The sequence below is a fragment of the Curtobacterium sp. LFS079 genome (genome assembly GCF_047977865.1).
GTDB lineage: Bacteria > Actinomycetota > Actinomycetes > Actinomycetales > Micrococcaceae > Arthrobacter.
Map to the genome: position 1 here is coordinate 282,502 of NZ_JBFPFO010000001.1, position 26,229 is coordinate 308,730.

Genomic DNA, 26,229 nt, shown 5'->3' on the forward strand with positions numbered 1-26,229 from the left:
AGCGTGGTGCCTGTGAGTTATCTCACTATGCATCGACTATAGACGCTCAAAAGAGAACATGAAAGAACTAAATATAACATTATCGGGCAAGCGCATTCCCGTCTACCCCATGCCAAAGGCGGCGGTCTCCTTCGCGAGGAAACCGCCGCCTTTGCGTGGTGTGGGCCGGGCTTACTTCCTGAGGGATTCGGCGATCTGGGACATGATTGTGGGGTCCGAGAGGGTGGTGGCGTCGCCGACTTCGCGGCCTTCGGCCACGTCCTTGAGCAGGCGGCGCATGATCTTGCCGGAGCGTGTCTTGGGCAGTTCGGGAACCACCAGGATGTGCTTGGGCTTGGCGATGGGGCCGATTTCCTTGCCAACATGGTTGCGCAGTTCCTGGACCGTGGCGTCGCCGTTGTTGACGGCATCGCCCCGCAGGATCACGAACGCCACGACGGCCTGGCCGGTGGTCTCGTCCGCGGCGCCCACGACGGCGGCCTCCGCCACGGAAGGGTGGGAGACCAGTGCGGACTCGATTTCCGTCGTCGAGAGGCGGTGGCCGGAGACGTTCATGACGTCGTCCACGCGGCCGAGCAGCCAGATGTCGCCGTCCTCGTCCTTCTTGGCGCCGTCACCGGCGAAGTACATGTCCTCGAAGCGGGACCAGTAGGTGTCCTTGAAGCGTTCCGGGTCGCCCCAGATGCCGCGCAGCATGGCGGGCCAGGGTTCGCGGACCACGAGGTAGCCGCCGTGCCCGTCCGGCACGGATTCGCCGAGCTCGTCCACCACGTCGATGGCGATGCCTGGCAGCGGGACCTGCGCGGAACCGGGCTTGGTGGCCGTGACCCCGGGCAGGGGTGCGATCATCTGGGCGCCGGTTTCGGTCTGCCACCAGGTGTCCACGATCGGTGCCGGGTTGTCCTTCTTCTCGCCGTTCCTGCCGGCGTTGGCGCCGATGACGTCGCGGTACCACATCCACGCTTCGGGGTTGATGGGTTCGCCCACGGAGCCGAGCACCCGGATGGAGGACAGATCGTACTTGGCCGGGATGTCCTTGCCCCACTTCATGAAGGTGCGGATCGCGGTGGGGGCGGTGTAGAGGATGGAGACCTTGTACTTCTCCACGATTTCCCACCAGCGGCCCTGGTGCGGGGAGTCCGGGGTGCCTTCGTACATGACCTGGGTGGCGCCGTTGACGAGGGGGGCGTAGGCGACGTAGGAGTGGCCGGTGACCCAGCCGACGTCGGCCGTGCACCAGAAGACGTCGGTCTCTGGGTGCAGGTCGAACACGGCCCGGTGGGTGTAGGCGGTCTGGGTGAGGTAGCCGCCGGTGGTGTGCAGGATGCCCTTGGGCTTTCCGGTGGTGCCGGAGGTGTAGAGGATGAACAGCGGGTGCTCGGAGTCATGCCCGACGGCGGTGTGCTCCGCCGGAGCGGCCCCCACCGTATCGGCCCACCAGCTGTCCCGCCCCTCGACCCAGTTCACGGACTCGCCGTTGCGCTTGACCACCACGACATGTTCAACGGAGTGGCCTGGTGCGGAAAGGGCTTGGTCCACGGCCGGCTTGAGCGGGCTGGGCTTGCCGCGGCGGTAGGTGCCGTCTGCGGTGACCACAAGCTTGGCCTCGGCGTCGTCGATCCGGGAGCGCAGGGCGTCCGCGGAGAAGCCGCCGAACACCACCGAGTGCACGGCACCGATCCGGGCGCAGGCCAGCAGCGTGATCACGGCTTCGGGGATCATGGGAAGGTACACGGCCACCCGGTCACCCTTCGCCACGCCCAGGGCTTCGAACGCGTTGGCGGCCTTCTTGACCTCCTCGGTCAGTTCCGCGTAGGTGTAGCTGCGGGTGTCGCCGGGTTCCCCCTCGAAATGGATGGCCACGCGGTCCCCGAGGCCGTTCTCCACGTGCCGGTCCAGGGCGTTGTACGCGGCGTTGACTTCCCCGCCTACGAACCACTTCGCGAACGGCGGATTGGACCAGTCAAGGGCCTGGCCGAAGTCCTTGGACCAGCTCAGCAGTTCCCGGGCCTGCTTCGCCCAGAACGCCGGGCGGTCCGCGGCGGCTTCCGTGTACTCATCCGCACTGACCACCGCATTCGCCGCGAACTCCGACGACGGCGCGAACTTCCGGTTCTCGTGCAGCAGGTTCTCCAGGGCATCGCCGTTTCCGGGGCCGGCGACGGTGTCGTTAGCAGCGGGGGAAGCGGTGGCCGTTGATTCCTTGGCGTCCTGGGACATGTGGGACCTCATCTTCGTCGATCTTTTCGCTGCGGGGAGGCTGCCGCCGGGACGCACGGCGGCAGATCACGTCGCTGTGCGTTCCCGCGGAAATTCCGCAGAATGCTTTCCGCCATACACACTATCGCCTAGCACGGACAGGAAGTGCGCCCGGTCACATTGTGGCCGTGAGCGGTGCGGATTTAGCGCCGAGCGGCTAGGGGCTGTCGGGGCCGTGGCATAGGCTGAAAGGGTTCCGGGGCGTGGACCGCCGGCTTCAGCCGCGTGTCCGGCCAGTGCCGTCGCGAGCGGCCGGAACACTGCCGTACCGGCACCGCAGTGCAAAGGAGAACTTGTCATGACCCAGATGAACCCCGCACCCGGAAACGGTGCGGCGAACCAAGGGGCACCCACCCCCGATGCCGGGCATGCCTCCCCGGCCGGAGCCGCCCCCGCCCCGACACAGACGGCCCGGGTTCAGGCTGTGGCCGGTCCGTTCACGGCTCGCGATCTCCTTGTTTTTGCCGCCGTGCTGCTCTTGTTCCTGGCTTCCCTGCTTCCGATGTTCGGCCGTTACAATCTCTGGAACTTGAGCAACCTCTTTTTCCTGGGTCTTGGCATCGTGCTGCCCCTGATCGTCGCGGCGTTGTTCGTTGCCCGGCGCCTGCAGCCGGAGAACTCACTGCGGATCGGGTCGTTGTCCGTTGACCAGTTCGCCTCGGTGGTGGCTTCCTTCGCCGTTGCCTTCTACTTCCTGAGCGTTGCCGTGGCCTTCAGCGGTTACCTGTTGCTGGGCTTCGTCGGGGCGCTCGCCCTGCTGGCCGCCACAGTGCTCGCCCCGCACATCCCGCTCCTGCGTGATGACTTCAAGGACCGCGCCGTGTCGGCAGCCCACCCGGTGGCGCGCGACGCCGTCGCACCCGTCCGGAAACCGGCCGCACCGAAGCCCGCAGCGCCCAAGCCTGCAGCGGCGAAGCCCGCCGGTCCGGCTTCAGCCGTCCCGGCAGCGGCCGGCCCCGCGGCCGGAGCACCCGCCCCGGGCGGTCCCTTCGCAGTTCCGACGCCGGTAACTTCCGTTCCGTCGCCGGTGTCCGCTCCGTCAACTTCCGTTCCGTCGCCGGTGTCCGCTCCGTCGTCGGCAGCGTCCGCTGCGTCCGGGGAAAGCCGAACTGAATCCCCTGAAGGAGGCACCCCTGCCGCCGGCACGGAAGCCCCCGCGGCCGCTCCGGCTGCCCCACAGGGCATTCCGGCCACGATGGCCCACCCCGTCGTCGACCGCACGCCGGATGCGACCGCCCAGGAGTGGCGCCCGGTGGAATCGATCGGCGCTACCGTTGATCCCGCAAGCCGTCCCGAGGAATCCCAGGAACCGGCCTACGAGGCCTTCTGGTTCGCCGTGCCGCAGCCGCGCGTTGCCGTGGACGAGCATTCCGGCGCCCCGGCCTTCACGCTCGAACCGGGCGGCTGGGTCCTCGCGCTCGAAGACAGGGGCGGAGAATTCCTCGTCCAGAACACCGACGGAAGGCTCGGCGTCCTGCGCGACCTCAGCCACATCGAACGCGGCTGAACAGGACTGCCGTGCCCGCCGCCGTCGTCGAAACACCGCTGGCCCTCAAACGCCGCGCCCGCAGGATCAACAAGGAACTCGCGGAGAAATACCCGTATGCCCATGCGGAACTGGATTTCCGCAACCCGTTTGAACTGGTCATCGCCACAGTCCTCTCCGCGCAGACCACCGACGTGCTGGTCAACCAGGTCACCAAGATCCTCTTCGCCAAGTACCCGGATGCCCGGGCGATGTCCGAAGCGGATCCCGCCGAACTGGAGGCCATCCTGCAGCCCACGGGTTTCTACCGGCCCAAGGCGAAGAACGTGCTGGCCCTGAGCACCCGCTTGGTGGACGAGTTCGACGGCGAGGTGCCCGGCAGGCTGGAGGACCTGGTAACACTCCCCGGCGTCGGGCGCAAGACGGCAAACGTGGTGCTGGGCAACGCCTTCGGCGTCCCCGGCATCACGGTGGACACCCATTTCGGCCGGCTCGCACGCAGGTTCGGATGGACGGACTCCGAGGACCCTGTGAAGATCGAGTTCGACGTCGCGGAACTGTTCGAGCCCAAGGATTGGACGATGCTCTCCCACCGCGTGGTCTTCCACGGGCGCAGGATCTGCCATGCCCGCAGGCCCGCCTGCGGTGCCTGCCCGGTGGCGAACTGGTGTCCCAGCTACGGCGCCGGCGAAACCGATCCGGCCAAGGCCGCCAAGCTGCTCAAGTACGAGCTAGCTCCGGGCCAGGAAGCGCTGCTTGAAAAACTCCTGGCCGAGACCGCCCGGGCCGCCGAGATCCGCATGGAGTCCCAATTGGAGCTCAGGAGGGCGCGCAAGTGACTGCGCTCGGGGATCTGCTGTACCTCGCTTCCAGGATCGAATCCGGGGACCATCCCGCGTCCGATCCGCGCATCGCGGTCGGTGAGGTCGATGCAGGTGCGGCCCGGAAAGCCGCGATCCTCATGCTGTTCGGAGTGCTCGACGACGTCCCGGCGAAGTCTTCCAAGGCCGTGGTGCCCGCCGACTTGGATGTCCTTCTCCTGGAGCGGGCCCACACCCTCGGCGACCATCCGGGGCAGGTGGCGTTCCCCGGCGGCGGGATCGACCCCGGGGATGAATCGGCCGTTGCTGCGGCGCTGCGCGAAGCGGTCGAAGAAACCGGCCTCGACGTCGGCGGAGTGCAGGTGCTGGGCACCATGCCCGACGTCGGGCTGAGCCGGAGCAATTTCGTGGTGACGCCGGTGCTCGCGTGGTGGGCGTCGCCGTCGCCGGTCCGGGTGGTTGACTATGCCGAATCCGCCCAGGTGTTCCGGGTCCCCGTGCGGGACCTGCTGGACCCGGCCAACCGCTACATGGGCACCCTCAGCCGCGGCGGACGGACCTTCACCAGCCCGGTGTTCCTGGTGAATGGCGTGGTGGTCTGGGGCTTCACCGCGATGGTGCTCAACGGGCTGTTCGATGCCTTGGGCTGGACCATTCCCTGGGACGAGGAACGGATGCACCAGATCCAACTGTGAGCAGCCCGGCCGCAGCGTGCCGGCGTACGCTGGCCGGTTAGGTGCGGTCCACGATGATGCCCGTTGCCGCGTTTTCACGGCAGGCGTTGATGCCGGCCACAGCTGCGCTCAGGTGCTTGAACTGCGGGGATTCGGCCACCAGCGTTCCGTCCGCCGCAGTAAGCCTGAAACGGTAGGCACCGTTGTTATCCATGAGAATTTCGAATCTTCCAGCCACGATGCTGTTCCCCCTTGAATGCGTCATCGCATGCCTGCGGGCAGTTTCGCCCGACATGCATCCTTCGAGGCTAACGAGAGACCGGCTGGCCCGAAAGTTACTGTGACGTAGCCTATGTTCGAGGGCATGGTTCAGGTCATGACGCGTCTTTGACTGGCATCCGCCCGCGTGCCGGGGCTACTTTACGGGCGTCGCGTCCGGGGACACCGCGTGGAAGTTCAAGACCCGGCGGGGCGCAGGGATCGGATATTCGAGGGCAGCCGCGCGGAACTCCTCTTCCGCGCGGCTCTTCCGGCGCATCTCCACCTCCAGCAGGAACTGCACGTCCTGCGCAGAAACGCCGGACTCCGCCGATAAGGAGGCAAGCCATTCGCCCGCAACCACGGCATCATGCTGTTCGCCCAGCAGCCGCTGCAGCGTAATTGCCGGCTGGATGATCGCTGTGGCGTCGGGGCCGAAGACATCGGTGACCGCTTCGGCGGCGTAGCGCAACCGCTTGATGTCCTTGCGGGCCTCATGCAGCCCGGTATTGCGGACCGCCGGGTCGATGCTCGCCGCGTCCCCGGTCAGTTTCTCCCGGATCCTGTTCCACTGCTCCTGCATGGGGTAGGCCAACGCCGCTTTCCTGACCTTCTGCGCCTGGCCGGCGGCGAGGGAGGTCCGGACGGCGTGGACCACGCGGCGGCTCCGGTTCTTCCGGCCGAGCCTGGCGGCGGCCCGACCCGCAGCCGTATCAAGCATCCCGACCGAGCCGTAGAGCGCTTCCGCGGATTCCCAGGACTCCTGCGCATCGATGGACAGGCGCATCCGCTGTGCCAGCACATGGGCATCGCGAGCTTCACCCAACGACGTCGCCAGCCAGCGGACGTCCTTGCGGAGCGGCTTCGGCAGCCTTGGCACCAGCCCGCTGTAGCAGGCGAGGACGGAACGGAGCCGGCGGATCGCCAGCCGGCAGCGGTGGACGGCTTCGTGGTCCGTTGAGGCAAGCAGGGGCAATGCGTTGTCCAACTCGTTGAGCTGGGCGGCCAGGTAGGCTTCCAACGCTGCTCGGGCCTTCTTTCCCACGGGGCCATCGTCCTCCGGCCGACCGCCGGGAACAAGGGGAGGGACTACTTGGCCTGGTCGTAGGAATCGACGACGGCGACGCTCACCGGGAACTCCAGGGGAACCGCTCCGAACAGCAGCTCCGTCGCGGCAGCCGCCGCCTCTTCCACCGCCCGGACACAGGCCGGAACTGCCGCTTCAGGGGCATGAACCATGACCTCGTCGTGCAGGAAGAAGACGAGCTCACCAGCCGGTGAACCGTCCGCAGCCAAGGCCCGGAGCCGCCGTCGCAGTTCCGCGAGCCAGCACGACGCCCAGTCCGCGGCGGAACCCTGGACCACGAAATTCCGGGTGAAACGGCCGCGGGAGCGCGCGATGGTGTCTGCGCGGCGCTGCTCTTCCGCCGTCGTCGAACGCTGGCTGCGCAACCACCGTTCCGAGGGCGGCGGGCTGCTGCGCCCGAGGCGGGAGGTCACCGTCCGGCCCGCTTCGCCGTCGCGCGCTGCTTGCTCAACGAAGCCCACTGCCCGCGGGTAGGTGCGGGTGAGCTGGGGCATGAGGCGGCCGGACTCGCCCGTGGTGGCGCCGTACATTGCCCCGAGCATGGCGATCTTGGCCTTCGACCGGTCGCCGCCGAAACCCTGGGCTGCGATGCCGGCGTACAGGTCCTTGCCGCGCGCGGCCTCGGCCAGGCGCGGATCCTGTGCGAGGGCGGCGAGGACGCGGGGTTCGAGCTGCGCGGCGTCGGCGACGATCAGCTTGTGCCCCGGATCCGCGTACACGGCACCGCGGATTTGCTTCGGGATCTGCAGCGCGCCTCCGCCCCGGGAAGCCCAGCGGCCCGAAACTACGCCGCCCACCACGTATTCGGGCCGGAAACGGCCGCCGCTGACCCAGGCGTCCAGCCAAGCCCAGCCGTTCGCCGTGAAGAGGCGCGAGAGCTTCTTGTACTCCAGCAGCGGCCCGATCGCCGGATGCGTGGATTCCTTGAGCTCCCACTGCCTGGTCGAGCTGACTTCGATGCCGTTGCGGTGCAGGGCGCGGATCAGTTCCTGCGGGGAATCCGGGTTCAGCTTGGGGGAGTTGAGGAGCCCCCGAAGTTCGGTGCACAACGCTTCCAGGGCGGCCGGACGTTGGCCGGGTGCCGGGCGGGGCCCGAGGTAGCCGCGCAGGATGTCCTCGTGCAGCGACTCCCGCCAGGGAACACCGTTGTGCTGCATTTCCGCGGCGATCATGGCCCCGGCCGACTCGGCGGCGAGGAGGAGTTGGAGGCGTTGGCGGTGCCCGTCCGGCACGCTTTTCACGGCCAGCTGCTGGGGGGCAAACTCCGCCAAGAGTTCCTCCGGCCCTGGCGCCCGGCCGTGGCCGGCGGGTGCGTCGAAGAGCGCTCCCTGGTCGGCAGGCGGCGGGGGCGGGGCGAAGGCCTTCACCATGCCGCTTTCCTCGTCGACGGCGGGCCGGGCGGCGTTTCGGGCGTATTCGGTGTGTGCGGTGAACGTCGACAAAGCGAGGATGGTGCGGCACAGTCCGAGGTCGTGGCAGCGCTCCAGCCGCACCCCGGCCGCGAGCAGGGCCGGGTACCAGTCCTGGGTGCGGTTCCAGATCCAGCGCGGCCGCCCGTTTTCCATTTCGCGCACGACGGCGGGAAGTTCCGTTGTGCCGATGATCCGGGGTTCGGAAAGGGCAGTTCCTTCGGCGCTGGTTTCCTGGATGGCTGCCCCCTGCGGGTGGGCGGCGAGCAGCAGATACATGATGACAATTTTGCCCTGTCCTTCGGGGCCATCTTGTGCATTCAGGACAAATTCTGTCCTGATCGCCACTCTTCCCCCACAGGAACGCTTCCGGGATGTTGTCCACATAGGGGAGTGCAGCGCTTCCGGCGCAGGACTTCGGTGCTGAGAGTGGCTTCATGGGCAGGCAGCACATCCAGGAAGAGACAAGCCCCGGCAGCTACCAGGCGAACCCCTTGCGAGGGGAAGCGGGACTGCCGTCAGTGGAGGCCGTGGTGACACGGAGGGGCAAACGACGGGAACCCAATGACGGCTCTCCGGAGCCGCCATGGCTGCCTGCGGAAGGGGTGGATGTCCTGCTGGTCACGGGCAACCACAGGCTCCAGGCTGAAACCGAAAGGATCGTGGCTGCCCTCGGAGCAGGGCTGCGGACGGCGGGCACCGCGGAGGAAGCTTTGCCGTTCTGGGACTCCGCGGGGACGGTCCTCCTCGGCAGCGACATCCGCGAACTCCCGCCCCGGCGCCGGGCTCCCGCCATCCTGCTGGGACTCGCCGGGGAAGGGGACGGCCTGTGGCAGATTGCCGCCGGGTTGGGAGCCGAACGCGTCGCCGTCCTGCCGGAGGGCGCAGCCTGGCTCGCCGAACATCTGAGCAGATCCCAGGCGCCGGACCCGGGCGGACTGGTTCTTGGCCTCACCGGGGCGTGCGGCGGCGCCGGGGCTTCGACCGCGGCCATCTGGCTGGCACAGGAGGCCTCCGCGCAAGGAGCCCGGACCCTGCTCATTGACGGTGACTCCCGGGGAGGGGGACTGGAACTGAGCCTTGCTGCCGAGGACAATCCCGGGCTGCGCTGGCCAGACCTCGCCGACGCCAAGGGCAGCATCGATCCCGAGCAGCTGGCCGGGTCCCTGCCGGCGGCGGGCGGCTTCGCCTTTCTGTCCTGGCCGGGGAAACGGGACACGGTGGCACAACCCGACGCCATGGCCGTTGCCGCCGTCATGGACGCCGCACGGCGGGCTTTCGAACTCGTCATCGTGGACATCGGCCGCGGGACGGAATCCCTGCGGGGCTTTGCGTGGGACTGCGACCGGATCCTCGTGCTTGCCCCGGCGCAGCTTCGCGCAGCCGTCGCAGCCGCCCGGCTCCTCCAGGACCTCCCGCCGGTGGAAGCAGCACTGGTGGTGCGCGGAGGCAAGGGTACTGCCTTGGACGGAAGCATCATTGCCGAATCGCTGGGCCTCCGGCTGCATGCCGTGTTTCCTGAGCTGCGGGGCACGGCGGCAGCTGCGGATACCGGCAGGCTGCTGGACTTCGGCAAGCGCCGCTCGGTGCGGCGCTTCGCGGCCCCGGTCCTCGATCTCCTTGAGGAAGGGACGGAATGAGCCCGGACCGCAGGGGTGGCCGCACCAGCCTGGACAGGCGCCTCGACGCCGCACTCCTGGAGAGCGTGCGGGAAACAGTCATGTCCGACGCCGGCCCCCTCACTCCCACCCGGGTGGCTGCAGCCGTCCACGCCACCGGCCGGCTGTTGGGTGCCGCGGGTGCACTGGCCGCCGTCGACACCATCAATGCCGAGCTGAGCGGGCTGGGTCCGCTCCAGCAGTTGGTGCGTGATCCTGCGGTCACGGACATCTTCGTGAACGGCCCGGACTCCGTGTGGTTCGACCGCGGCAGGGGACTTGAACGATCCCGCGTCCGCTTCGAAGGCGAAGAGCAGATCCGTGCCCTGGCCTCACGCCTGGTGGCTGCCGGCGGACGTCGGCTTGACGACGGCTCGCCCTGCGTGGACGTCAGGCTCAAGGGCGGATACCGCGTGCACGCCGTGCTGCCGCCGATTTCGACGGCCGGTACCTTGCTGTCCGTGCGGATCCGCAGGGAGGACGTGTTCACCCTCGACGAACTGCGGTCAGGCGGCATGTTCGACGCCGGCATGCAGCGGGTGCTCGAGTCGATCGTGGAACGTCGGCTGAGCTTCCTGATCAGTGGTGCCACGGGGTCCGGCAAGACCACGCTGCTTTCCACCTTGCTGGGACTTTGCGCAGCCGGCGACAGGCTCGTGCTAATCGAAGACGCCGCCGAACTGAACCCCGTCCATCCGCATGTGGTTTCCCTCGAATCCCGGCACGGGAACCTTGAAGGCGGCGGAGTCCTGGATCTCGGCGAACTGGTCCGGCAGGCTCTTCGCATGCGGCCTGACCGTCTCATCGTGGGCGAATGCCGCGGTGCCGAGGTCCGCGAACTGCTGACGGCACTCAACACCGGGCACACCGGGGGTGGCGGCACCATCCATGCCAACACCGCGTCGGCCGTTCCAGCCCGGATTGTTGCCCTTGGAGCGCTGGCGGGTCTCAGCCAGGAGGCGGTCCGGCTCCAGATGGCAAGCGCCATGGATGTTGTCATCCACGTGGAGCGAACCCCGGCGGGCAGGGGCATCAGCTGCATCGGCCTGCTGCAGGAGACAACCTCCGGCCAGTCGGTGGTGCCCGCGCTTGAGACGCAGAGCGGACGGACGGCGGCAGGCCCGGCGTGGCCTCAACTCGCCACGCGACTGGGGCTCGAAGCGATGGAACCGACGACGGGGCTGGAACCGTTCCCGGGTTTGGAGCGGGCGGCATGACCATCCTCCTGCTCCTTGCACTTGCCGTGGCCGCATGGCTGGCCATCGGCCACCTGCCCGGCCCCGGCCGCCGGATGGAGCGGCTGATGGGCCGGAACAAGCCCCGGGCGGCACAGCGTTGGCGCCGGCGCGCGAAGGAGGAGGACTTGCCGCTGGCAATCCTGGTCCAACAGTTGGCCGCGCTCCTGCGCGGAGGGCGCTCTGCATCCCGACTCTGGGAAGAAGCGTGGATCGTGCACGGGCGGTCCGTTCAGGCGCTGCAGGATCACGGCGGGGATGAAGGACCGGGCCGTCGCACGCAGCGTCTCTCGGACGGATCCGTGGCCGTGATTTCCGCGGCCCGTTCCGCATCGATGCTGGGCGTTTCCGCGGCGGCAGCGATCCGTACGGCCTCCGCATCGACCCGGGTCCGCCCGAGGGAACGGCGGGTCTGGGGCGAGCTCGCGGACTGCCTGGACATCGCAGAGGCGAGTGGTTGCCCCCTTGCGGAGATCCTCGGACGCTATGCAGCGCACCTGGAGGCCGAAGACGATGCCGAGGCCGCCCGACTGACAGCTCTCGCCGGGCCGAAGGCTACCGTCCGCCTGCTGGGCTGGCTCCCATTGTTCGGGCTTGCCCTCGGCACGGCGCTTGGCGTCGATCCCCTCGGGATCCTGCTCGGAAACCCCTTCGGACAGGTCGCACTCGGAGCGGGAATCATCTTGACGGTGGCCGGGCGGGCGTGGTCGATGCGGCTGGTCCGGGCGGCGACCGGGGAAGCCGGCGCATCCGGAGGTGCAAGCTGATGGGCGGGCTGCTGCCTGCCGCCATGGTCATGGCGGTCCTGTTCATTGCGGCGGTGATGGCTTTTCCTGACCCCGGAAGGCGCAGGCGTCGGGCCGTCGTCCGCCAGCTCCGAAGGCCTGACCTAAACCCGGGCGCCGGCTCAAACCAGGGCTCGATTCCGGGTCCGGGCAGACGGGATGCCCCAACGGGCACCGGCGGCGGCGTGTTTGGCAGGCAGGTGTTCGGCCGGCGCGTGTTCGGAAGGGGCGGAACCGGCCGCGGAGGATCGGGGTACGCGGGCTTGGAAAGCACCGCAATCATGCTTGAACTCGTCGCTGCAACCCTAGACTCCGGAGCCGGGCTTGGCCGCGCATTGGAACTGCTGGCATCCTGCACCGCTCCCGCGGTCCGTGATTCCCTGCGGCCGGTGGTGGCCGCATTGGCCATCGGAGCCGATTGGGGAACGGCCTGGCGAAGTTCCGCCGTCCAGAACCCGGTGGCGCTCCGGCTGCGGGACTCCCTTGCCTTTGCCGCCCTCACCGGGGCTCCCTCGTCTGCAGTCCTCTATGCCCAGGCCGCGCGTCTGCGACGGGAGGAGTTCCGCGCGGCTGAACGCCGGGCCGCGGCCCTGGGCGTGAAGCTTGTGGTTCCCCTGGGCCTGTGCTCGCTGCCGGCATTCATCTGTCTCGGCGTGGTTCCGGTGCTCCTCGCCATGCTCCCGGACGGCATATGAAAATCCCCGTCAGTTCTCCTCCACACGGAAATGGTGAAGGGGTTTTTCCACTTACGGAAACCCGCTTCTTACCGCGAAAACCCGCACAGGGAAGAGTCAGAACCAGCCGGCAACACGGCCTGGCACGCAGAAAGGAAAAGAAAATGAAAGTCCAAACCATCACCCGCCCCACAGCCAACCAAGATCATCACCTGAGCGGCGGCGTTCCCGCCGGGACCCCGGACCGGAATGGGCCGGACCGGGAAGGGGCCAAGGGTCAGGAAGGGGTCCGGGGCAGGGGAACGACGGCGGGGATCCGGGACTTCCAGCCTGGAACTGAAAGGCAGGGCATCGCCGACGTCGTGCAACTGTTCCCGGGCTGGTCCGATCCCGCCGGTGCCCCGCAGGGCAAGCGCCGGCGCCGGATCACGGCGTCGGAACTGGGAATGGCTACAGCGGAGTATGCCATCGCCACCCTGGCCGCAGTCGGTTTTGCCGGTGTCCTGGTCGTCCTCCTCCGGAGCGAGGAAGTCAGGAGTTTCCTGCTGAACCTCATCCGCACCGCCCTCGCCCTGCCATGAGTCCGCGCCCTGGCTACGCACCAGCTGGCCTGCTGTTGCGGCGCCCGGCGGCAACGGCCCGCCACCGGCGGAAACGGCAGCATGTCCGTCCGGGGAGGGCACGTGGCGCGGTCACGGCCGAGTTCGCGGTCACGCTGCCCGCGGTGCTACTGCTTCTCGCCATCTTGCTGGCCGGGGCTGCGGCAGGGATCACCCAACTCCGGATCGAAGAAGCCGCCAGGGCGGGTGCGCGCGCCCTGGCCCGCGGCGAAGGAACCTCAACGGTTGAAGGTATCGCCCGGCGCCTTGCCGGTGGCACCGCCACGGCTGCGGTTTCAGCGCAAGGGGAATGGCTGGACGTCACGGTATCTGCCCGTGTCGGCGGTCCATTCGGGTCGGTCATTCCATGGACTCTCACGGCGAAGGCATCGGCACGGACCGAGATGCCGGACCGGACCGCCGCCCCGCATCCGCGGACCCCTTTCTTGAAGGGAAGTGTGGACTTCCTGGCCCTCGGGGAGCCCCTGCCGGGCGGAGAATGCGACGGTTGGCGGGATGGCGGTCCTGCACAGCAGCGATCCGGCGGGGCCGTGGCATGACGCGCGGCGCTCGGAAGACGCGGCCGGGGTGCTCTAGCGGGCGCCGGACGGAGCGGGGTTCGGGAACGATCCTTGCGGTCAGCCTGGGGATGCTCGTCATCATCCTCCTGTCGGCTGCTTTTCTCCTGGCCCAGGCCGCGGTGCACGCTCAAAGGGCCGCGGCGGCCGCAGACCTGGCTGCGCTCGCCGGTGCGGATGCCGCGCGTGGTCTGAAACCGGGGGTTCCTTGCACGGTGGCGGCGGAGGTGGCGTCACAGAACAGGGCAGCGTTGACCTCCTGCCTGTTCTTGGGTGGAGGAATCGTGGAAGTCCGCACCAGCCTGCTGCAGGGGTCGGCCCTCGGGACCGCCACCGGCCATTCGAAGGCCGGACCGCCACCTTAGCGCCGCGGCCTGTGCCGCTAAACCGCGTCTTTCAGCAACACGTCAAGAAGGGTCACGGCGGCGTCCTTGTCCAAGGGATTGTTCTTGTTTCCGCATTTGGGCGACTGGACGCACGAGGGGCAACCGCTTTCGCACTCACAGGCTTTGATCGCGTCGCGTGTGGCAGTCAGCCAGACCCTGGCCTTCTCGTAGCCGCGTTCGGCGAATCCTGCTCCGCCGGGGTGGCCGTCGTACACGAAGATCGTGGGCACCCCGGTATCGGCATGGAGCGCGGTGGAGACGCCACCGATGTCCCAGCGGTCGCTCGAAGCGACGAGGGGCAACAGCCCGATCGCGGCATGTTCTGCGGCATGGAGGGCCCCGGGGAACTGGGCTTCGATCAGGCCGGCACCCCGGAGGGAACGGCCATGCACCACGAACCAGACCGCTTTGGTGAAAAGATCGCGGGCCCCTAATTCCAGCGGTTCCTCGCCCAGCACCTCATTGGAAACCAAAGCCTTTCGTTGGAAGGAGACCACTTGGGTCGTCACTTTCACCTCGCCGAAGTAGACAGCGATGTCCCCCCATTCCATGGTCCGCAACGTCTGGAGCACTTCGATCTGCGTCACGTCACGGGCGGTGGTGTAGTAATCGGGATTAGCCCGCCGCACCACCACACAGTGGTCCTGTTCGTTCAGTTCCTCAACCAGGTAACTGTCGCCTTGGTGCACATAGATCGCACCGGTGTGCGCCTGGTAGTGGGTTTGCGGCGAATCCATTGTTCCCAGGAGGGATCCGGAATCCGCATCAACAATGCTCACGGGTCCACCGCCGTCGCTGCGCAGGTTCACCATCCCCGCCGCGCTCTCGGGATGCGTCCAGAACCACCCAGCAGGCCGCCTCCGGAGGTAGCCCTGGGCGACGAGTTGGCCGAGCAGGGCCTCTGCGGTGGGGCCGAACAGGCCGTGCTCGGTGCTCCCGATGGGCAACTCGGCTGCCGCCGCGCAAAGGTGGGGTCCCAGCACGTAGGGATTGCCGGGGTCGAACACTGTGGCCTCCACCGAGACATCGAAGATCGCCTCGGGATGGTTGACCAGATATGTGTCCAAGGGGTCATCACTGGCCACGAAGGCCGCGATGGCGTCCTGGCCGGCCCGCCCCGCCCGTCCGATCTGTTGGAACAGGGACGCCCTGGTTCCGGGCCAGCCGGCCACGATCACGGCGTCGAGCCCGGAGATGTCGATCCCGAGTTCAAGGGCCGAGGTGCTGGAAACTCCCAGGAGTTCGCCCGTGCGCAGCGCCTTTTCGAGGGCGCGGCGCTCCTCGGGGAGGTAACCGGAGCGGTAGGCTGCCACCCGCCGCGGCAAGCTGGGATCCACCTCGTCCAGCAGCCTCTTGGTGATGGATGAGATGCTTTCGGCCCCGCGGCGGGACTTGATGAATGCAATGGTCCGCACCCTCGAGGACACCAGATTGGCCATGATGTCGGCGGTTTCCGCCACCGCTGTCCGCCGGGTCCGGGCCCCGTTCTCGCCCTTCAGTTCGGTCAAGGCAGGTTCCCATAGCGCCACGGTGGTGGCACCGTGCGGGGAGCTGTCGCGGGACACTTCGCGGACCGGGGCCCCGATGAGGCGGGAGAAGGATGTTCCCGGATCGGACGCGGTGGCCGACGCCGCGATGAAGACAGGCTCAGGGAAGGAGGTGCCGGCCCCGTAGTAAGCGCAGATACGGCGCAGCCGGCGCATCAGGTTGGCCACATGGGAGCCGAACACACCACGGTAGCTGTGGGCCTCGTCCACGATCACGTAGCGGAGGCGGCGGAAGAACCGCGCCCACCACTGATGATTCGGGAGGATGCCGAAGTGCAGCATATCCGGGTTGGCCAGTATGAAATTCGCGTGGTCGCGGATCCAGCGTCGTGCAGAAACGTCGGTGTCGCCGTCGTAACTTTCCGCGCGGAGGGTGGGCAGGCCAAGGGCCCGCAGTGCCGCGAGCTGGTCGGCGGCCAGGGCTTTGGTGGGTGCAAGGTAGAGGGCCACGGCGCCGTCGTCGTGGATCCGTCCGGGCTCGGACAGCACCCGCAGTTCCGAGCGGTGTATCGCATCCAAGGCCGGCAGCTGGTAGGCAAGGGACTTGCCGGAAGCCGTGCCCGTAGCGATCACCACGTGTTCGCCCGAGTGGGCGAGATCAGCCGCCTCAATCTGATGCCGGTACGGCTCCAGGATGCCCAGCGAGCCGTAGGCTTCCACGATGTCGGGGTGAACCCAGCCGGGCCACGGTTCATGGACTGCCTTGCGGGCCGGGATCGTGCGGACATGGCGAAGCTGCTCCGGATCCGGGCTCCGGCCCAGAAGGGAGATCAGCGATTCGGAGTTGTCCACCAGAACATTCTGTCACCGGCGGCAGGGGGCAAGGTCAAGGGGCCGGAACCTGCGGCCCGGGGAGCAAGGCGGAGGTCAGTCGACGGAGAGGTCGCCGTCCTGTGCGGAAGACGTCGAAAGCATCAGGACGCCGCTGACGCTCCGCCATCCCAGGTGCGAATACAGCTTCTGGCCGTCCAGGGATGCCAGCAGCAGGCCGTTCTCGACGTCGTGCTCGAACGCCTGGGCGGCGAGGGCCTTCATGATGAAACTGCCCAGGCCGCGGCGCTGGAAAGCCGGCTCGGTAACGATCCTGTCGAAGACCGCCGTGGTGCCCACAACGCACACGCGTCCGCTGGCGGCGAGTTCTTCACCCGCACGCACCTCGGCGTAGTGGACGCCTTCGCTCTTGGAGGTCGAGAGTTTCAGGGACTCGTCGGAGAGCCAGGGGTCCTCGGCGTCCTGGGTCTCCATGTCCACGATCATCATCGTCTGGGACGCGGAGGTGATCTTCAGGCGGTGCTCGTTGGCAAGGAAGGTAAAGCGAGCCAGATCGTTGCTCAAGATGGTCAGGATGCGTGCCGGGGACTCTGACGTCCGGGCCGCAAGCTCGGCGAATTCCGCGTCCGAGGGGTCGTGGGCGAAGTATTCCCAGTCCCCGGTCTTGTCAGCGCGCAGTGCGGCAGGGAACCGGCCTTCCTTGCGCGTCTCATAGCCCCGGCAGCCGGCCCAACCGGCCACCCAGACCTCCAGCAGATGCGTGATGTCTTCAACCAAAGCGTCTGGACTCATGTAGAGAGAGTATTCCCAGCGGGCGGGGATGCAACAGGGGCATGCAGTAACAGCTGCGTTAACACTCCGGGCCGCCCGGCGGGGGTTCCGGTCCCTCCGGAACCGCCGGTTTGCCGCGGCCCGGTAACCTTAAATGCGTGGCTTTAAACCGAATTGTGCTCTTCTATGGCTTTACCCCGATCGCGGACCCGGAAGCCGTGCGCCTGTGGCAGCGCGCACTCTGTGAGAAGCTCCGGCTGACCGGGCGCATCCTGATCTCGAAGGACGGAATCAACGCAACAGTCGGCGGCGAAATCGGCAACGTCAAGCAGTACGTGAAGACCACCCGGGAGTACAAAGGCTTCCGGGACATCGACTTCAAGTGGTCGGACGGCGGCGCTGAAGACTTCCCGCGGCTCAGCGTCAAAGTCCGCGAGGAAATCGTCTCCTTCGGCGCGCCCGGCGAGCTGAAAGTCGACGGGAACGGCGTGGTTGGCGGCGGCGTCCACCTGAAACCCGAAGAACTGCACGCCATGCTCGAAAAGAAGAAGGCCACCGGTCAGGAAGTGAAGTTCTTCGACGGCCGCAACGCCTTCGAAGCACAGATCGGCAAGTTCAAGGACGCCATCGTTCCCGACGTGGCAACCACCCACGACTTCGTCAAGGAACTTGAGTCCGGAAAGTACGACGAGCTCAAGGACCAGCCTGTCGTCACCTATTGCACGGGCGGCATCCGCTGCGAGGTCCTTTCCAGCCTCATGGTGAACCGCGGATTCAAAGAGGTGTACCAGCTGGACGGCGGGATCGTCCGCTACGGCGAAAAGTACAAGGACGAGGGCCTGTGGGAGGGTTCGCTTTACGTTTTCGACAAGCGGATGCACGTGGAGTTCAGCGAGGACGCCAAGACAATCGGAGAATGCGTCCGCTGCGAAGCCCCGACCAACAAGTTCGAGAACTGTTCCAACCCCAGCTGCCGCAACCTCACGCTCTACTGCGCCGAATGCGCAGCCAGCCCGGAAACCCTGCGCTGCCCGCAAGGGTGCGCGGCCTGAACCGCGCGGCCTGAACCGCGCTCCCTGAACCGCGCACCCTGAACCGGCCGCCCTGAACCGCGCTCCCTGAACCGGCCGCCCTAGAAGGGCGTCCTCGAGCCGGTTCAGATCCTGGTCACCCGGTAGGCGAAGTTTGCGCGCTTGACGGCTTCGACCGTGATCGCAAGCACCGTGGACTTCGGCAGTTCGACTACGTTCACGCGGATCTGGTCGCAATCCATCCTGAGTTCGATGGGCGCGGCGCTGCCGTCCCGGACTGCGTAGGACGCCTGGTGCGCGCCCCGGCACGCGAGCGTGACGGCGTACGTTCCAGCTGGTAGCTGGACAGTCCGCTCCGTCCGGGATTCCCCCGAGCCCAGGAAGCCATAGCTGGTGAAGAACACCTGGCCGTTGTTGTCCGGCAGTACCTCCTGGGCCCAGGCCTTCAAAGCCTCTCCCGAAACCGGGCGGTCCAGGTCTGGGTCCACAGGCAGCGCCGGGTCGGTGATCACCGGGACGGAGTATGAGGGCAGCGGTGCGCGGTCGTCGTCGTAGCTGTATTCGCAGGCGGCCAACCCGGCGGTCGCCAGACCGCAGAAGAGCGCGACGGCGGCCTGCAGCCGCCATTTCCGGGGCACCGTGGGGGCTCGGTACCGGCCCATGTTCCGACTCTACGCCCGCACCCCAGGCGCCGTCAGAGGTGGGGTCTTACGGCTTAGGGGCGGCCTTGTCCGGGGCTTTGATCACCTGCACGGTGCCTACTGCATCCCTTCCACGAGTCTCGCCTTCGAGAAAAACGCCCATGGTGCCAGCAGCCATGGACGGTTTCAGCTCCGATACGGTGCCGCAAGAATACAGACGGCGCAGCGTCAGGCCTTTTTCGCCTTCGACGGTGAGGTCTACCCCCCGAAGCTCCGGGGCAGGCGACCCGGATCACGTAGTCTCCGGCCTCCACCGTCGTATTACTTCCCCCGATTGAGCGGGGACGCCGGGCCGTTCCAAGTCCGGCATCGCGGGAATCCCCGATCACCCCCGTCGCACCGAAAACGAAATCCGGGGGCTGTGGCCCAAGAAGAGCCTAGCCGAAGGAGCGTTACCTGGCCGGGACCAGCTGGTAGGCGTAAATGAGGGGCACGTCCACGCTGCTTGTGGTGATCTTGACAGTTCCGCCGGACGGCAGGTCCACCTTCGAGGTTTCGTAGCTGCCGTTGCAGGCGGCCCCGGCTTCGGTGATGTCCCGCCCGTCGGAGGACACGGCGAAGAAGGCCTTGCCGCCGCCGTCGCACGCCACGGTCAGGGTGTAGTCGCCGGCGGGAACGGCCGCCGACTTGACCAAAGGCTCGCGCTTGAGGATCTTGCCCGAGTCTTCCATGACAATGCCCGCGGCGGACGGCAGCACCTTGGCCTTCCAGGCCGGAATGTCGGCGTCCTCCACGGAAGGAGCGGCGGAGCAGGAAGCCACGGCCAGGGTCGAAGCGGCGACGAGGCCCAGTGCCGCGCAGCGCATGACGGCACGTGCTGTGGAGGGAAGGAAAGCCATGATTCCACGCTACCCGTATCCGGGGGTGCCTTTTTCCACATAGCGCCCACCCGGCGGCCGGCTGGTAAACAGTCGCCCTAGACTTTCAAGGTGACCGATTCCGCAACGCACTTCACCGCCGGCAACACTCCTGACGCACCCCGGAGCGACCTTCCGGAGCTGCTCGCCTCCCTCGCCGGGGATCTGCGTGCCGCGGACTTCACGCTGGACGGGGTGGCGGAGCTTCTCGGTGCCGCCGCCCACGACGCCCTCGGCCGGGACCAGCTTGTCCCCGCGCTGCTCGCCACCGAGCCGGCCGCGCTGGAAGGCAAGCCGGATGCAGCCGCCGCGCTCGCCGTCGTCACGCGGCTGTGGCTGCTCGCCGATCCGCAATCCGTGGAAGACGTCGACGCCGCCTTGCCGGGAACCGGTACGGCAGGGCTGCTTGAGCTGGGACTCGCAGAGATGCACGACGGCGGTGCTCTCGCAGCCAAGGTGGATCTGCGCCCCTACGGCTGGGACGCCGGAGACGGCCGGACCATCGAACTGTGGGTTGCCAGCGACCTTGCGGCGCACCAGCGGCCCGGGGTCCTGCGGCATGACCATGTGCTCGGGATCGGACAGGCCTCGACCACCCTGGTCCAGAGCACCATCCGGCGGCCGGCGGCCCGCGCCCTCGACCTCGGCACGGGATGCGGCATCCAGACCTTCCACCTCCTGGAGCATTGCGCGCACGTCACCGCCACGGACATTTCGGAACGGGCGCTGGCCTTCACCCGCTTCAACCTGCTCCTGAACGCAGCGGCCCTGGGTCTGGACCCCGCACGTCCTGAGGACCGGGTCAGCCTGCGCCTGGGCTCGTTGCTGGACCCCGTGGCCGGTGAGCGGTTCGACCTCGTGGTGTCCAACCCGCCCTTTGTCATCACTCCGCGCAGCAACGGCGAGGAGGCTTCCGGGCAGTTCACGTACCGCGACGGCGGCCTGCCGGGGGACCAGATCGTCTCGAGCCTGGTCCGCGCCGTTCCGGAGATACTGGTTCCCGGCGGAACCGCGCAGATGCTCGGCAACTGGGAGATCGCCACCGGTGCGCGATGGAGCGAGCGGCCCGCTTCGTGGCTGGACGGAACAGATACGGAAGCCTGGTTCATACAGCGCGAGCAGGTGGTGCCGGAGGTGTACGCGGAAAACTGGCTGCAGGACGCGTCCGAAGGCCGCGACAAGACCTTGTACCGCGAAAGCTACTCGGCCTACCTGGCGGACTTTGCGTCGCGGGACGTCGCGGCGGTCGGCTTCGGCATGATCTGGCTGCGCCGGCCTGGGACGACCGCGCAGGCGGGAACTGCGCAGGGGGGAACTGCCCCGGCTTCGGACGGGACCCGCCGCTTCGAGGAAATCACCTATCCCATCGAGCAACCGGTCGGGCCCCACCTGGGCGCCGCCGTCGAACGCGCTGACTGGCTTGCAGGGCACACACTGGAGGATGCCCGCCTGCTGGTTGCAGATGACGTCACGGAAGAACGCCACCAGCGGCCCGGAGCCCAACACCCCGGCGTCATCCTGCTGCGGCAGGGTGCGGGCCTGCGCCGGACCAACCTGTTGAGCACCGAACTCGCCGGTTTCGTCTCGGCCTGCGACGGTGAACTCTCCGTCCGGCAACTGATCGCTGCCCTTTCGGCACTGCTGGGCGGCGCCGAGGACTTCGATGAGAACGCCTTCCGTGCCGGCCTGCTGTCCGACGTGGCAAACCTGGTCCGGGACGGCTTCCTGCTGCCGGCGGATCCGGCCATAGTGCAGGAACCTGCAGGGCAAGCCCGCGGGTGAACGACAGCACGCAAAGCGGCTCCGGCTACACTGATCCGGTGAATGCAGAGAACGGGGCCAACGCAGAACAGGTCCCCACGAAACGCCGGCGCCGGCCGGAAAAAACGGTCGAGATCACCGATCCCAAGGCCATCCGTGCCCTCGCGCACGCTGCCAGGCTTGAAGTGATTTCCGAGCTGTACGAATCACAGCTCAGCCGCACTGCCACCGAGCTCGCGGCCCAGACCGGACTCACTCCGAGCGCCATGAGTTACCACTTGCGCGCCCTGCAGAAGTGGGGGATCGTCGTGCCTGCCGAAACCACCGGCGACGCGCGGGAGCGCCGCTGGAAGGCGGCGGGAACCGATTTCAACATCGTCTCCGGCAGCAGCGTCGCCAGTCCGGAACTCGCCGTCGTCGACCTCGAACTCGATGTGTTCCGCCGCCGGGCGTTGGCCTATTCGCGGACCAGGAACGAACAGCGGGCCAAGGGCGAGGCATCGGACTCCTCGGCCGCGATGATCCTCGCGAGCAAACTCCTGTACCTGACCATGGAACAGCGGGTGGAACTCAACAGCAGGATTGATGAGATCCTGCGCGACTACGAACTCGAGGACCCGGCCAGCATCCCATCCGGCGCCGAGCGAATGGCCACCATGTGGTCCCTGATCCCCGACGACCGGAGCCCGGGCTTATCCACCTAGCAAAGGCAGGATTCTGCAATTTGTGGTGAACTAAGCCAATATGGGCACCAGCCCAAGCCATTCTTTTTCAGTAGGAGCACCGTGCCCAGCAAGGCAAAATCCGGCAAGAAACTCGTGATCGTGGAGTCTCCGGCCAAGAGCAAGACCATTGCCAAGTACCTTGGCGAAGGCTTTGTTGTCGAGGCCTCCATCGGCCACATCCGGGACCTCCCGCAGCCTTCGGACCTTCCTGCTGAACTGAAGAAGACCTCGGTGGGCAAGTTCGCCGTGGACATCGAAAACGACTTCAAGCCGTACTACGTGGTGTCTCCGGACAAGAAGAAGAAGGTTGCCGAGCTCAAGGCCCAGCTGAAAGACGCCGACGCGCTCTACCTCGCAACCGATGGGGACCGCGAAGGCGAAGCCATCGCGTGGCACCTGCTGGAAGTGCTCAAGCCCAAGGTCCCGGTCTACCGCATGACCTTCGGCGAAATCACCAAGGAAGCCATCCACCGCGCCATGGACAACCTGCGCGATGTGGACACCGCACTGGTGGACGCCCAGGAAACCCGCCGGATCCTGGACCGGCTCTACGGCTACGAGATTTCCCCGGTCCTGTGGCGCAAGGTGGCCCGTGGTCTGTCCGCCGGCCGCGTGCAGTCCGTGGTGACCCGTATGGTGGTGGACCGCGAACGCGAACGCATGGCCTTCAAGGCGGCCTCCTACTGGGACCTCACCGGCCAGTTCGGTGCGGACAGCGGTTCCTTCAAAGCGAAGCTTGCCGCCGTGGACGGCGCCAAGGTCGCCAGCGGCCGTGACTTCAACGACGACGGCGTCCTCGTCTCCGCGAACGCCGTGCACCTTGACGAGCAGCTCGCCGCGTCCTTGGCGGCCGGGCTGGAAAAGGCCGCCTTCCAGGTCCGCTCGGTCGACACCAAGCCGTACACGCGCCGCCCCGCGGCACCGTTCACGACGTCGACGCTGCAGCAGGAAGCCGGGCGCAAGCTGCGCTTCTCCTCCAAGAGCACCATGCAGGTCGCCCAGCGCCTGTATGAAAACGGCTACATCACCTATATGCGTACCGACTCCTCGGCGCTGAGCGACGAAGCAGTCACTGCTGCCCGCCGCCAGGCCTCCGAGCTGTACGGGCCCGAATACATCCCGCAGGGCGCCCGGGTGTACGCCAACAAGGCCGCCAACGCCCAGGAAGCCCACGAGGCCATCCGCCCCGCAGGTGACTCCTTCCGCACCCCGGCCCAGGTGGCAGGCCAGCTCAGCGGCGACGAGTTCCGCCTGTACGAGCTGATCTGGAAGCGCACCGTCGCCTCCCAGATGGCCGACGCCAAGGGTTCGACGGCGACCATTCGCCTGGGTGCGGTTTCCGCGGACGGGCGCGACGCCGAGTTCTCGGCTTCCGGTACCGTCATCACCTTCCCCGGCTTCCTGGCCGCCTATGAGGAAGGGAAGGACGAAAGCCGCGGCGACGACGACTCGGACGAAGGCCGCCGTCTGCCGAACGTCGCGAAGGGCGACGCCCTGAAGGCCTCGGAAATTGTCGCCGTCGGGCACGAAACGTCCCCGCCGCCGAGGTACACGGAAGCCTCGCTCACCGCTGAACTGGAAAAGCGCGGCATCGGCCGCCCGTCCACCTACGCCTCCACGATTTCCACCATCCAGGACCGCGGCTATGTCCGGAAGCAGGGCTCCGCGCTGGTCCCGAGTTGGATCGCCTTCTCGGTGATCCGCCTGCTCGAACGGCATTTCACCGACTACGTGGACTACGAATTCACTGCGGACATGGAAGGCGACCTGGACAAGATCGCCAACGGCCAGGCAGTGGGGGCCGCCTGGCTCAAGCACTTCTACTACGGCGAGGACAGCGATCCCGGCCTGCTGAGCATTGTGAACAACCTGGGCGAAATCGACGCGCGGGACATCAACTCCGTGCCGATCGCCGAGGGCATCACTCTGCGTGTGGGCAAGTTCGGCCCGTACTTGGAAAGTTCCGTGCCCACCGTGGACCCCAAGACCGGCGAGATCGTCGAATCCGCGCGGGCCAACGTTCCCGAAGACCTCGCCCCGGACGAGCTCACCCCGGCCAAGGCCGTGGAGCTCATGGAAACCTCCGCTCCGGAAGAGCGCGTGCTCGGTGCTGATCCGCACACCGGCCACACCGTGGTCGCCAAGAACGGCCGCTACGGCGCCTACGTCACCGAGATCATCCCGGAAATGACGGACGAGCAGCTGGCCGCGCTGCCGGTGGAGTACTACAAGAACGGCAAGCCGAAGCCGCCGAAGAAGCCCGTCAAGGCCAAGCCGCGCACCGGTTCCCTCTTCAAGTCCATGACCGTGGAAACCGTCACCCTGGACGACGCCCTGGCCCTGATGAGCCTGCCCCGGGTGCTGGGCGCGGACGCCGAAGGCACCCCGATCACGGTGCAGAACGGACGCTTCGGGCCATACCTGAAGAAGGGCACGGACTCCCGCTCGATCGGCAGCGAAGAGGAGATCTTCACGATCACCCTGGAGGAGGCGCTGGAGATCTACTCGCAGCCCAAGCAGCGCGGTGCCCGCGCCGCCGTGCCGCCGCTGGCCGAATTCGGACCGGACCCCGTTTCCGAGAAGAACATCGTGGTGAAGGAAGGCCGCTTCGGCCCCTACATCACCGACGGCGTCACGAACATCACCGTGCCACGCGCCACTTCGCTCGAGGAACTGACGCGTGAAAAGGCCATTGAGCTGCTCGCCGAAAAGCGCGCCAAGGGTCCGGTCAAACGCACCACGACCACGCGCAAGGCGCCGGCCAAGAAGGCAGCCGCCAAGAAGTAACCCCCGGGCCGTACTCGCGGTTTCCACTCCTGCTCGCGGGAAGGAACCCGCGATCAGGAGCGGAAACCGCGAAGCCAACGTGCAGCCACGGTCCTTGCGGAGTGGTTGTCCACATAGCCCACTACGGCACTGTCCGTGGTGGGCTCTTGTGGCAATGCTTGATCGCATGAATCGTCTTTCGGATCAGGTGGATCCCCTCGCCGGAGTCTGGTTTCAAGACGAACGCAGGGAAACTGAAGTGCCTGCAGCCGCTGACCGGCCCCGAACAGGCCAGCCAGTCCGGAGTGGACTCGCTGCCCAGGCTCCCTGGGCTCTGTCAGATCAACGCCTCGATGACTTGCTCGGCTTTGGGGCCCAACTGTGGCGTACCGAGGAACTTCTCGATCTGGGAGTGGGCCCGAAACTCCTCGGATCTTTATGCGCGAACGGATCACTCCTGAAAATCCGCCGTGGATGCTACTTCCCGGCAGACCTTTGGTCGTCGCTGTCGGCGGAAGATCAGGACGTGCTCCGAGTGCAGGCGTACGCTCACCGGGCTGCATTGACGACGTCCGGCCGATATTCGTTCAGCCACACTTCTGCTGCCCGGCTTCACAGGCTCAAGCTCTGGAAAGTTGATGACCAGGTCCACGTCAGTGTCCCGTTCTTGCCCTCGGGAGGGGGCCATGCCGCAGATGTAGCCGCACACACCAAGTCCGTATCCGGCGAGGAACTCGTGCACGTCGATGGCCTCCCCGTGACGTCGCTGGAACGAACGATGGTGGATTGTTGTGGATTGCTGAACTACAAGCAGTCATTGATACTTGCCGACCATGCACTGCGAAAAGGCGCCAACATTGTCAGGCTCGGTGAGTATGAACTTGCCATGGCTGGACGACAGGGGGTCGTGAACCTGAGAAGAGTATTGGCGGCAGCCGACGCCCTGTCCGAGTCGCCGGGGGAGACCTTGACCAGAGACCTGCTTCGGAAACTTCGGGTTCCCAAGCCCGTGCTGCAGCTTGAAGTGCGCACACCCCGGGGTCTGGCACGGCTCGATTTCGGCTGGCCGGACCGCAAGGCCGCCTTGGAATTCGACGGAAAGGCCAAGTACTTCGATTATCGTCCGACGGAACAGGCCGTCTTCGAGGAGCGCCAAAGAGAGAAGGCACTCATGGAACTTGGTTGGCGGATTCTCAGGATCGAATGGAAGGACCTGTTTCGTGAACAGGAGCTGCGGGCGCGAGTCAGGCGCTTGTTGGAGCTGTGAATTCGCGCGATCGCGGGTTTCTCGCCGACTCGTGGAATGGAAACCGCTAGCTGAGCCGGAACCCGCGAGCCCGGCGTCGGAGCACCCATGAAACCCCACGATTTCGACAGCGGGCCCCCGGAT

At 66.9% G+C, this 26,229-nt stretch carries 23 protein-coding genes; 15 read left to right on the forward strand and 8 right to left on the reverse strand.

Annotated elements, in window-relative coordinates:
• Window positions 1-171: 171 nt before the first annotated feature.
• Window positions 172-2,220: an acetate--CoA ligase gene (gene acs / locus ACNQPB_RS01340; protein ID WP_498749063.1), complete on the reverse strand. Its 2,049-nt coding sequence runs from the start codon at window positions 2,218-2,220 to the stop codon at window positions 172-174.
• A gap of 337 nt (window positions 2,221-2,557) precedes the next feature.
• Between acs and ACNQPB_RS01345 the strand changes: the two genes are divergently transcribed.
• Genes ACNQPB_RS01345 through ACNQPB_RS01355 form a run of 3 tightly spaced genes read left to right on the forward strand, consistent with a single transcriptional unit; the run spans window position 2,558 to window position 5,261 of the window.
• Window positions 2,558-3,766, forward strand: a complete 1,209-nt coding sequence (locus ACNQPB_RS01345; RefSeq protein ID WP_498748461.1) for a hypothetical protein — start codon at window positions 2,558-2,560, stop codon at window positions 3,764-3,766.
• Window positions 3,767-3,777: 11 nt separating this feature from the next.
• Complete coding sequence (gene nth, locus ACNQPB_RS01350; protein WP_498748463.1) at window positions 3,778-4,584, forward strand: endonuclease III; 807 nt, start codon at window positions 3,778-3,780, stop codon at window positions 4,582-4,584.
• Window positions 4,581-5,261 carry an NUDIX hydrolase gene (locus ACNQPB_RS01355; protein ID WP_498748465.1) on the forward strand — a complete coding sequence of 227 codons (681 nt, stop codon included), beginning with the start codon at window positions 4,581-4,583 and terminating at the stop codon, window positions 5,259-5,261. The genes nth and ACNQPB_RS01355 overlap by 4 nt, the downstream gene beginning before the upstream one ends.
• Window positions 5,262-5,298: 37 nt before the next feature.
• Here ACNQPB_RS01355 and ACNQPB_RS01360 read toward each other — a convergent pair whose 3' ends face one another.
• The 3 genes from ACNQPB_RS01360 to ACNQPB_RS01370 form a co-directional block, all read right to left on the reverse strand.
• Window positions 5,299-5,454, reverse strand: a complete 156-nt coding sequence (locus tag ACNQPB_RS01360; protein ID WP_498748467.1) for a YegP family protein — start codon at window positions 5,452-5,454, stop codon at window positions 5,299-5,301.
• 201 nt (window positions 5,455-5,655) lie between these two features.
• Window positions 5,656-6,543, reverse strand: a complete 888-nt coding sequence (locus tag ACNQPB_RS01365) for a CHAD domain-containing protein (protein ID WP_498748469.1) — start codon at window positions 6,541-6,543, stop codon at window positions 5,656-5,658.
• 44 nt (window positions 6,544-6,587) lie between these two features.
• A complete protein-coding gene (locus tag ACNQPB_RS01370; protein ID WP_498748471.1) occupies window positions 6,588-8,273 on the reverse strand; it encodes a bifunctional 3'-5' exonuclease/DNA polymerase in 1,686 nt (561 codons plus the stop codon).
• Window positions 8,274-8,431: 158 nt separating this feature from the next.
• Between ACNQPB_RS01370 and ssd the strand changes: the two genes are divergently transcribed.
• The 7 genes from ssd (at window position 8,432) to ACNQPB_RS01405 (ending at window position 13,888) form a co-directional block, all read left to right on the forward strand.
• Window positions 8,432-9,634, forward strand: a complete 1,203-nt coding sequence (gene ssd / locus ACNQPB_RS01375) for a septum site-determining protein Ssd (protein WP_498748473.1) — start codon at window positions 8,432-8,434, stop codon at window positions 9,632-9,634.
• A complete protein-coding gene (locus ACNQPB_RS01380; RefSeq protein WP_498748475.1) occupies window positions 9,631-10,869 on the forward strand; it encodes a TadA family conjugal transfer-associated ATPase in 1,239 nt (412 codons plus the stop codon). Before ssd ends, ACNQPB_RS01380 begins: the two co-directional genes overlap by 4 nt.
• Window positions 10,866-11,654, forward strand: a complete 789-nt coding sequence (locus tag ACNQPB_RS01385; protein ID WP_498748477.1) for a type II secretion system F family protein — start codon at window positions 10,866-10,868, stop codon at window positions 11,652-11,654. The genes ACNQPB_RS01380 and ACNQPB_RS01385 overlap by 4 nt, the downstream gene beginning before the upstream one ends.
• Window positions 11,654-12,367, forward strand: coding sequence for a type II secretion system F family protein (locus ACNQPB_RS01390; RefSeq protein WP_498748479.1), 714 nt, complete (start codon window positions 11,654-11,656; stop codon window positions 12,365-12,367). The genes ACNQPB_RS01385 and ACNQPB_RS01390 overlap by 1 nt, the downstream gene beginning before the upstream one ends.
• Before the next feature lie 143 nt (window positions 12,368-12,510).
• Window positions 12,511-12,927 carry a DUF4244 domain-containing protein gene (locus ACNQPB_RS01395; protein ID WP_498748481.1) on the forward strand — a complete coding sequence of 139 codons (417 nt, stop codon included), beginning with the start codon at window positions 12,511-12,513 and terminating at the stop codon, window positions 12,925-12,927.
• Entirely contained in the window at window positions 12,924-13,505 is a 582-nt protein-coding gene (locus ACNQPB_RS01400; RefSeq protein WP_498748483.1) for a TadE family type IV pilus minor pilin, read from the forward strand. The genes ACNQPB_RS01395 and ACNQPB_RS01400 overlap by 4 nt, the downstream gene beginning before the upstream one ends.
• Window positions 13,502-13,888, forward strand: a complete 387-nt coding sequence (locus ACNQPB_RS01405) for an Rv3654c family TadE-like protein (protein ID WP_498748484.1) — start codon at window positions 13,502-13,504, stop codon at window positions 13,886-13,888. The genes ACNQPB_RS01400 and ACNQPB_RS01405 overlap by 4 nt, the downstream gene beginning before the upstream one ends.
• 17 nt (window positions 13,889-13,905) lie before the next feature.
• Here ACNQPB_RS01405 and ACNQPB_RS01410 read toward each other — a convergent pair whose 3' ends face one another.
• Entirely contained in the window at window positions 13,906-16,248 is a 2,343-nt protein-coding gene (locus tag ACNQPB_RS01410) for a DEAD/DEAH box helicase (protein WP_498748486.1), read from the reverse strand.
• Between the two features lie 75 nt (window positions 16,249-16,323).
• Window positions 16,324-17,019, reverse strand: a complete 696-nt coding sequence (locus ACNQPB_RS01415; RefSeq protein ID WP_498748488.1) for a GNAT family N-acetyltransferase — start codon at window positions 17,017-17,019, stop codon at window positions 16,324-16,326.
• 137 nt (window positions 17,020-17,156) lie between these two features.
• Here ACNQPB_RS01415 and trhO point away from each other — a divergent pair, with 137 nt between their 5' ends.
• Window positions 17,157-18,050 (forward strand): oxygen-dependent tRNA uridine(34) hydroxylase TrhO, encoded by an 894-nt coding sequence (trhO, locus tag ACNQPB_RS01420; RefSeq protein WP_498748490.1) that lies wholly within the window; start codon window positions 17,157-17,159, stop codon window positions 18,048-18,050.
• Between the two features lie 104 nt (window positions 18,051-18,154).
• Here trhO and ACNQPB_RS01425 read toward each other — a convergent pair whose 3' ends face one another.
• A complete protein-coding gene (locus tag ACNQPB_RS01425; protein ID WP_498748492.1) occupies window positions 18,155-18,691 on the reverse strand; it encodes a DUF6023 family protein in 537 nt (178 codons plus the stop codon).
• Between the two features lie 431 nt (window positions 18,692-19,122).
• Entirely contained in the window at window positions 19,123-19,569 is a 447-nt protein-coding gene (locus tag ACNQPB_RS01430; RefSeq protein WP_498748494.1) for a DUF6023 family protein, read from the reverse strand.
• A 90-nt stretch (window positions 19,570-19,659) separates the two neighbouring features.
• Between ACNQPB_RS01430 and ACNQPB_RS01435 the strand changes: the two genes are divergently transcribed.
• From ACNQPB_RS01435 to ACNQPB_RS01450, 4 genes are all read left to right on the forward strand, one after another.
• Complete coding sequence (locus ACNQPB_RS01435; RefSeq protein ID WP_498748496.1) at window positions 19,660-21,369, forward strand: DUF7059 domain-containing protein; 1,710 nt, start codon at window positions 19,660-19,662, stop codon at window positions 21,367-21,369.
• A gap of 38 nt (window positions 21,370-21,407) precedes the next feature.
• Window positions 21,408-22,052, forward strand: coding sequence for an ArsR/SmtB family transcription factor (locus tag ACNQPB_RS01440; RefSeq protein ID WP_498748498.1), 645 nt, complete (start codon window positions 21,408-21,410; stop codon window positions 22,050-22,052).
• Window positions 22,053-22,133: 81 nt separating this feature from the next.
• Window positions 22,134-24,860: a type I DNA topoisomerase gene (gene topA, locus ACNQPB_RS01445; RefSeq protein WP_498748499.1), complete on the forward strand. Its 2,727-nt coding sequence runs from the start codon at window positions 22,134-22,136 to the stop codon at window positions 24,858-24,860.
• A gap of 166 nt (window positions 24,861-25,026) precedes the next feature.
• Entirely contained in the window at window positions 25,027-26,106 is a 1,080-nt protein-coding gene (locus ACNQPB_RS01450; protein WP_498748501.1) for a type IV toxin-antitoxin system AbiEi family antitoxin domain-containing protein, read from the forward strand.
• Window positions 26,107-26,229 lie beyond the last annotated feature (123 nt).

What these genes read in the sequence shown, in the direction of transcription:
- ACNQPB_RS01405 (WP_498748484.1), top strand. Translation starts at nt 13,502, where the DNA reads ATGACGCGCGGCGCTCGGAAGACGCGGCCGGGGTGCTCTAGCGGGCGC.
- ACNQPB_RS01425 (WP_498748492.1), bottom strand. Translation starts at nt 18,691, where the DNA reads ATGGGCCGGTACCGAGCCCCCACGGTGCCCCGGAAATGGCGGCTGCAG.
- ACNQPB_RS01415 (WP_498748488.1), bottom strand. Translation starts at nt 17,019, where the DNA reads ATGAGTCCAGACGCTTTGGTTGAAGACATCACGCATCTGCTGGAGGTC.
- ACNQPB_RS01400 (WP_498748483.1), top strand. Translation starts at nt 12,924, where the DNA reads ATGAGTCCGCGCCCTGGCTACGCACCAGCTGGCCTGCTGTTGCGGCGC.
- ACNQPB_RS01430 (WP_498748494.1), bottom strand. Translation starts at nt 19,569, where the DNA reads ATGGCTTTCCTTCCCTCCACAGCACGTGCCGTCATGCGCTGCGCGGCA.
- acs (WP_498749063.1), bottom strand. Translation starts at nt 2,220, where the DNA reads ATGTCCCAGGACGCCAAGGAATCAACGGCCACCGCTTCCCCCGCTGCT.
- ACNQPB_RS01345 (WP_498748461.1), top strand. Translation starts at nt 2,558, where the DNA reads ATGACCCAGATGAACCCCGCACCCGGAAACGGTGCGGCGAACCAAGGG.
- ACNQPB_RS01370 (WP_498748471.1), bottom strand. Translation starts at nt 8,273, where the DNA reads ATGTATCTGCTGCTCGCCGCCCACCCGCAGGGGGCAGCCATCCAGGAA.
- ssd (WP_498748473.1), top strand. Translation starts at nt 8,432, where the DNA reads ATGGGCAGGCAGCACATCCAGGAAGAGACAAGCCCCGGCAGCTACCAG.
- ACNQPB_RS01390 (WP_498748479.1), top strand. Translation starts at nt 11,654, where the DNA reads ATGGGCGGGCTGCTGCCTGCCGCCATGGTCATGGCGGTCCTGTTCATT.
- ACNQPB_RS01385 (WP_498748477.1), top strand. Translation starts at nt 10,866, where the DNA reads ATGACCATCCTCCTGCTCCTTGCACTTGCCGTGGCCGCATGGCTGGCC.
- ACNQPB_RS01380 (WP_498748475.1), top strand. Translation starts at nt 9,631, where the DNA reads ATGAGCCCGGACCGCAGGGGTGGCCGCACCAGCCTGGACAGGCGCCTC.
- ACNQPB_RS01395 (WP_498748481.1), top strand. Translation starts at nt 12,511, where the DNA reads ATGAAAGTCCAAACCATCACCCGCCCCACAGCCAACCAAGATCATCAC.
- ACNQPB_RS01450 (WP_498748501.1), top strand. Translation starts at nt 25,027, where the DNA reads ATGAATCGTCTTTCGGATCAGGTGGATCCCCTCGCCGGAGTCTGGTTT.
- ACNQPB_RS01360 (WP_498748467.1), bottom strand. Translation starts at nt 5,454, where the DNA reads ATGGATAACAACGGTGCCTACCGTTTCAGGCTTACTGCGGCGGACGGA.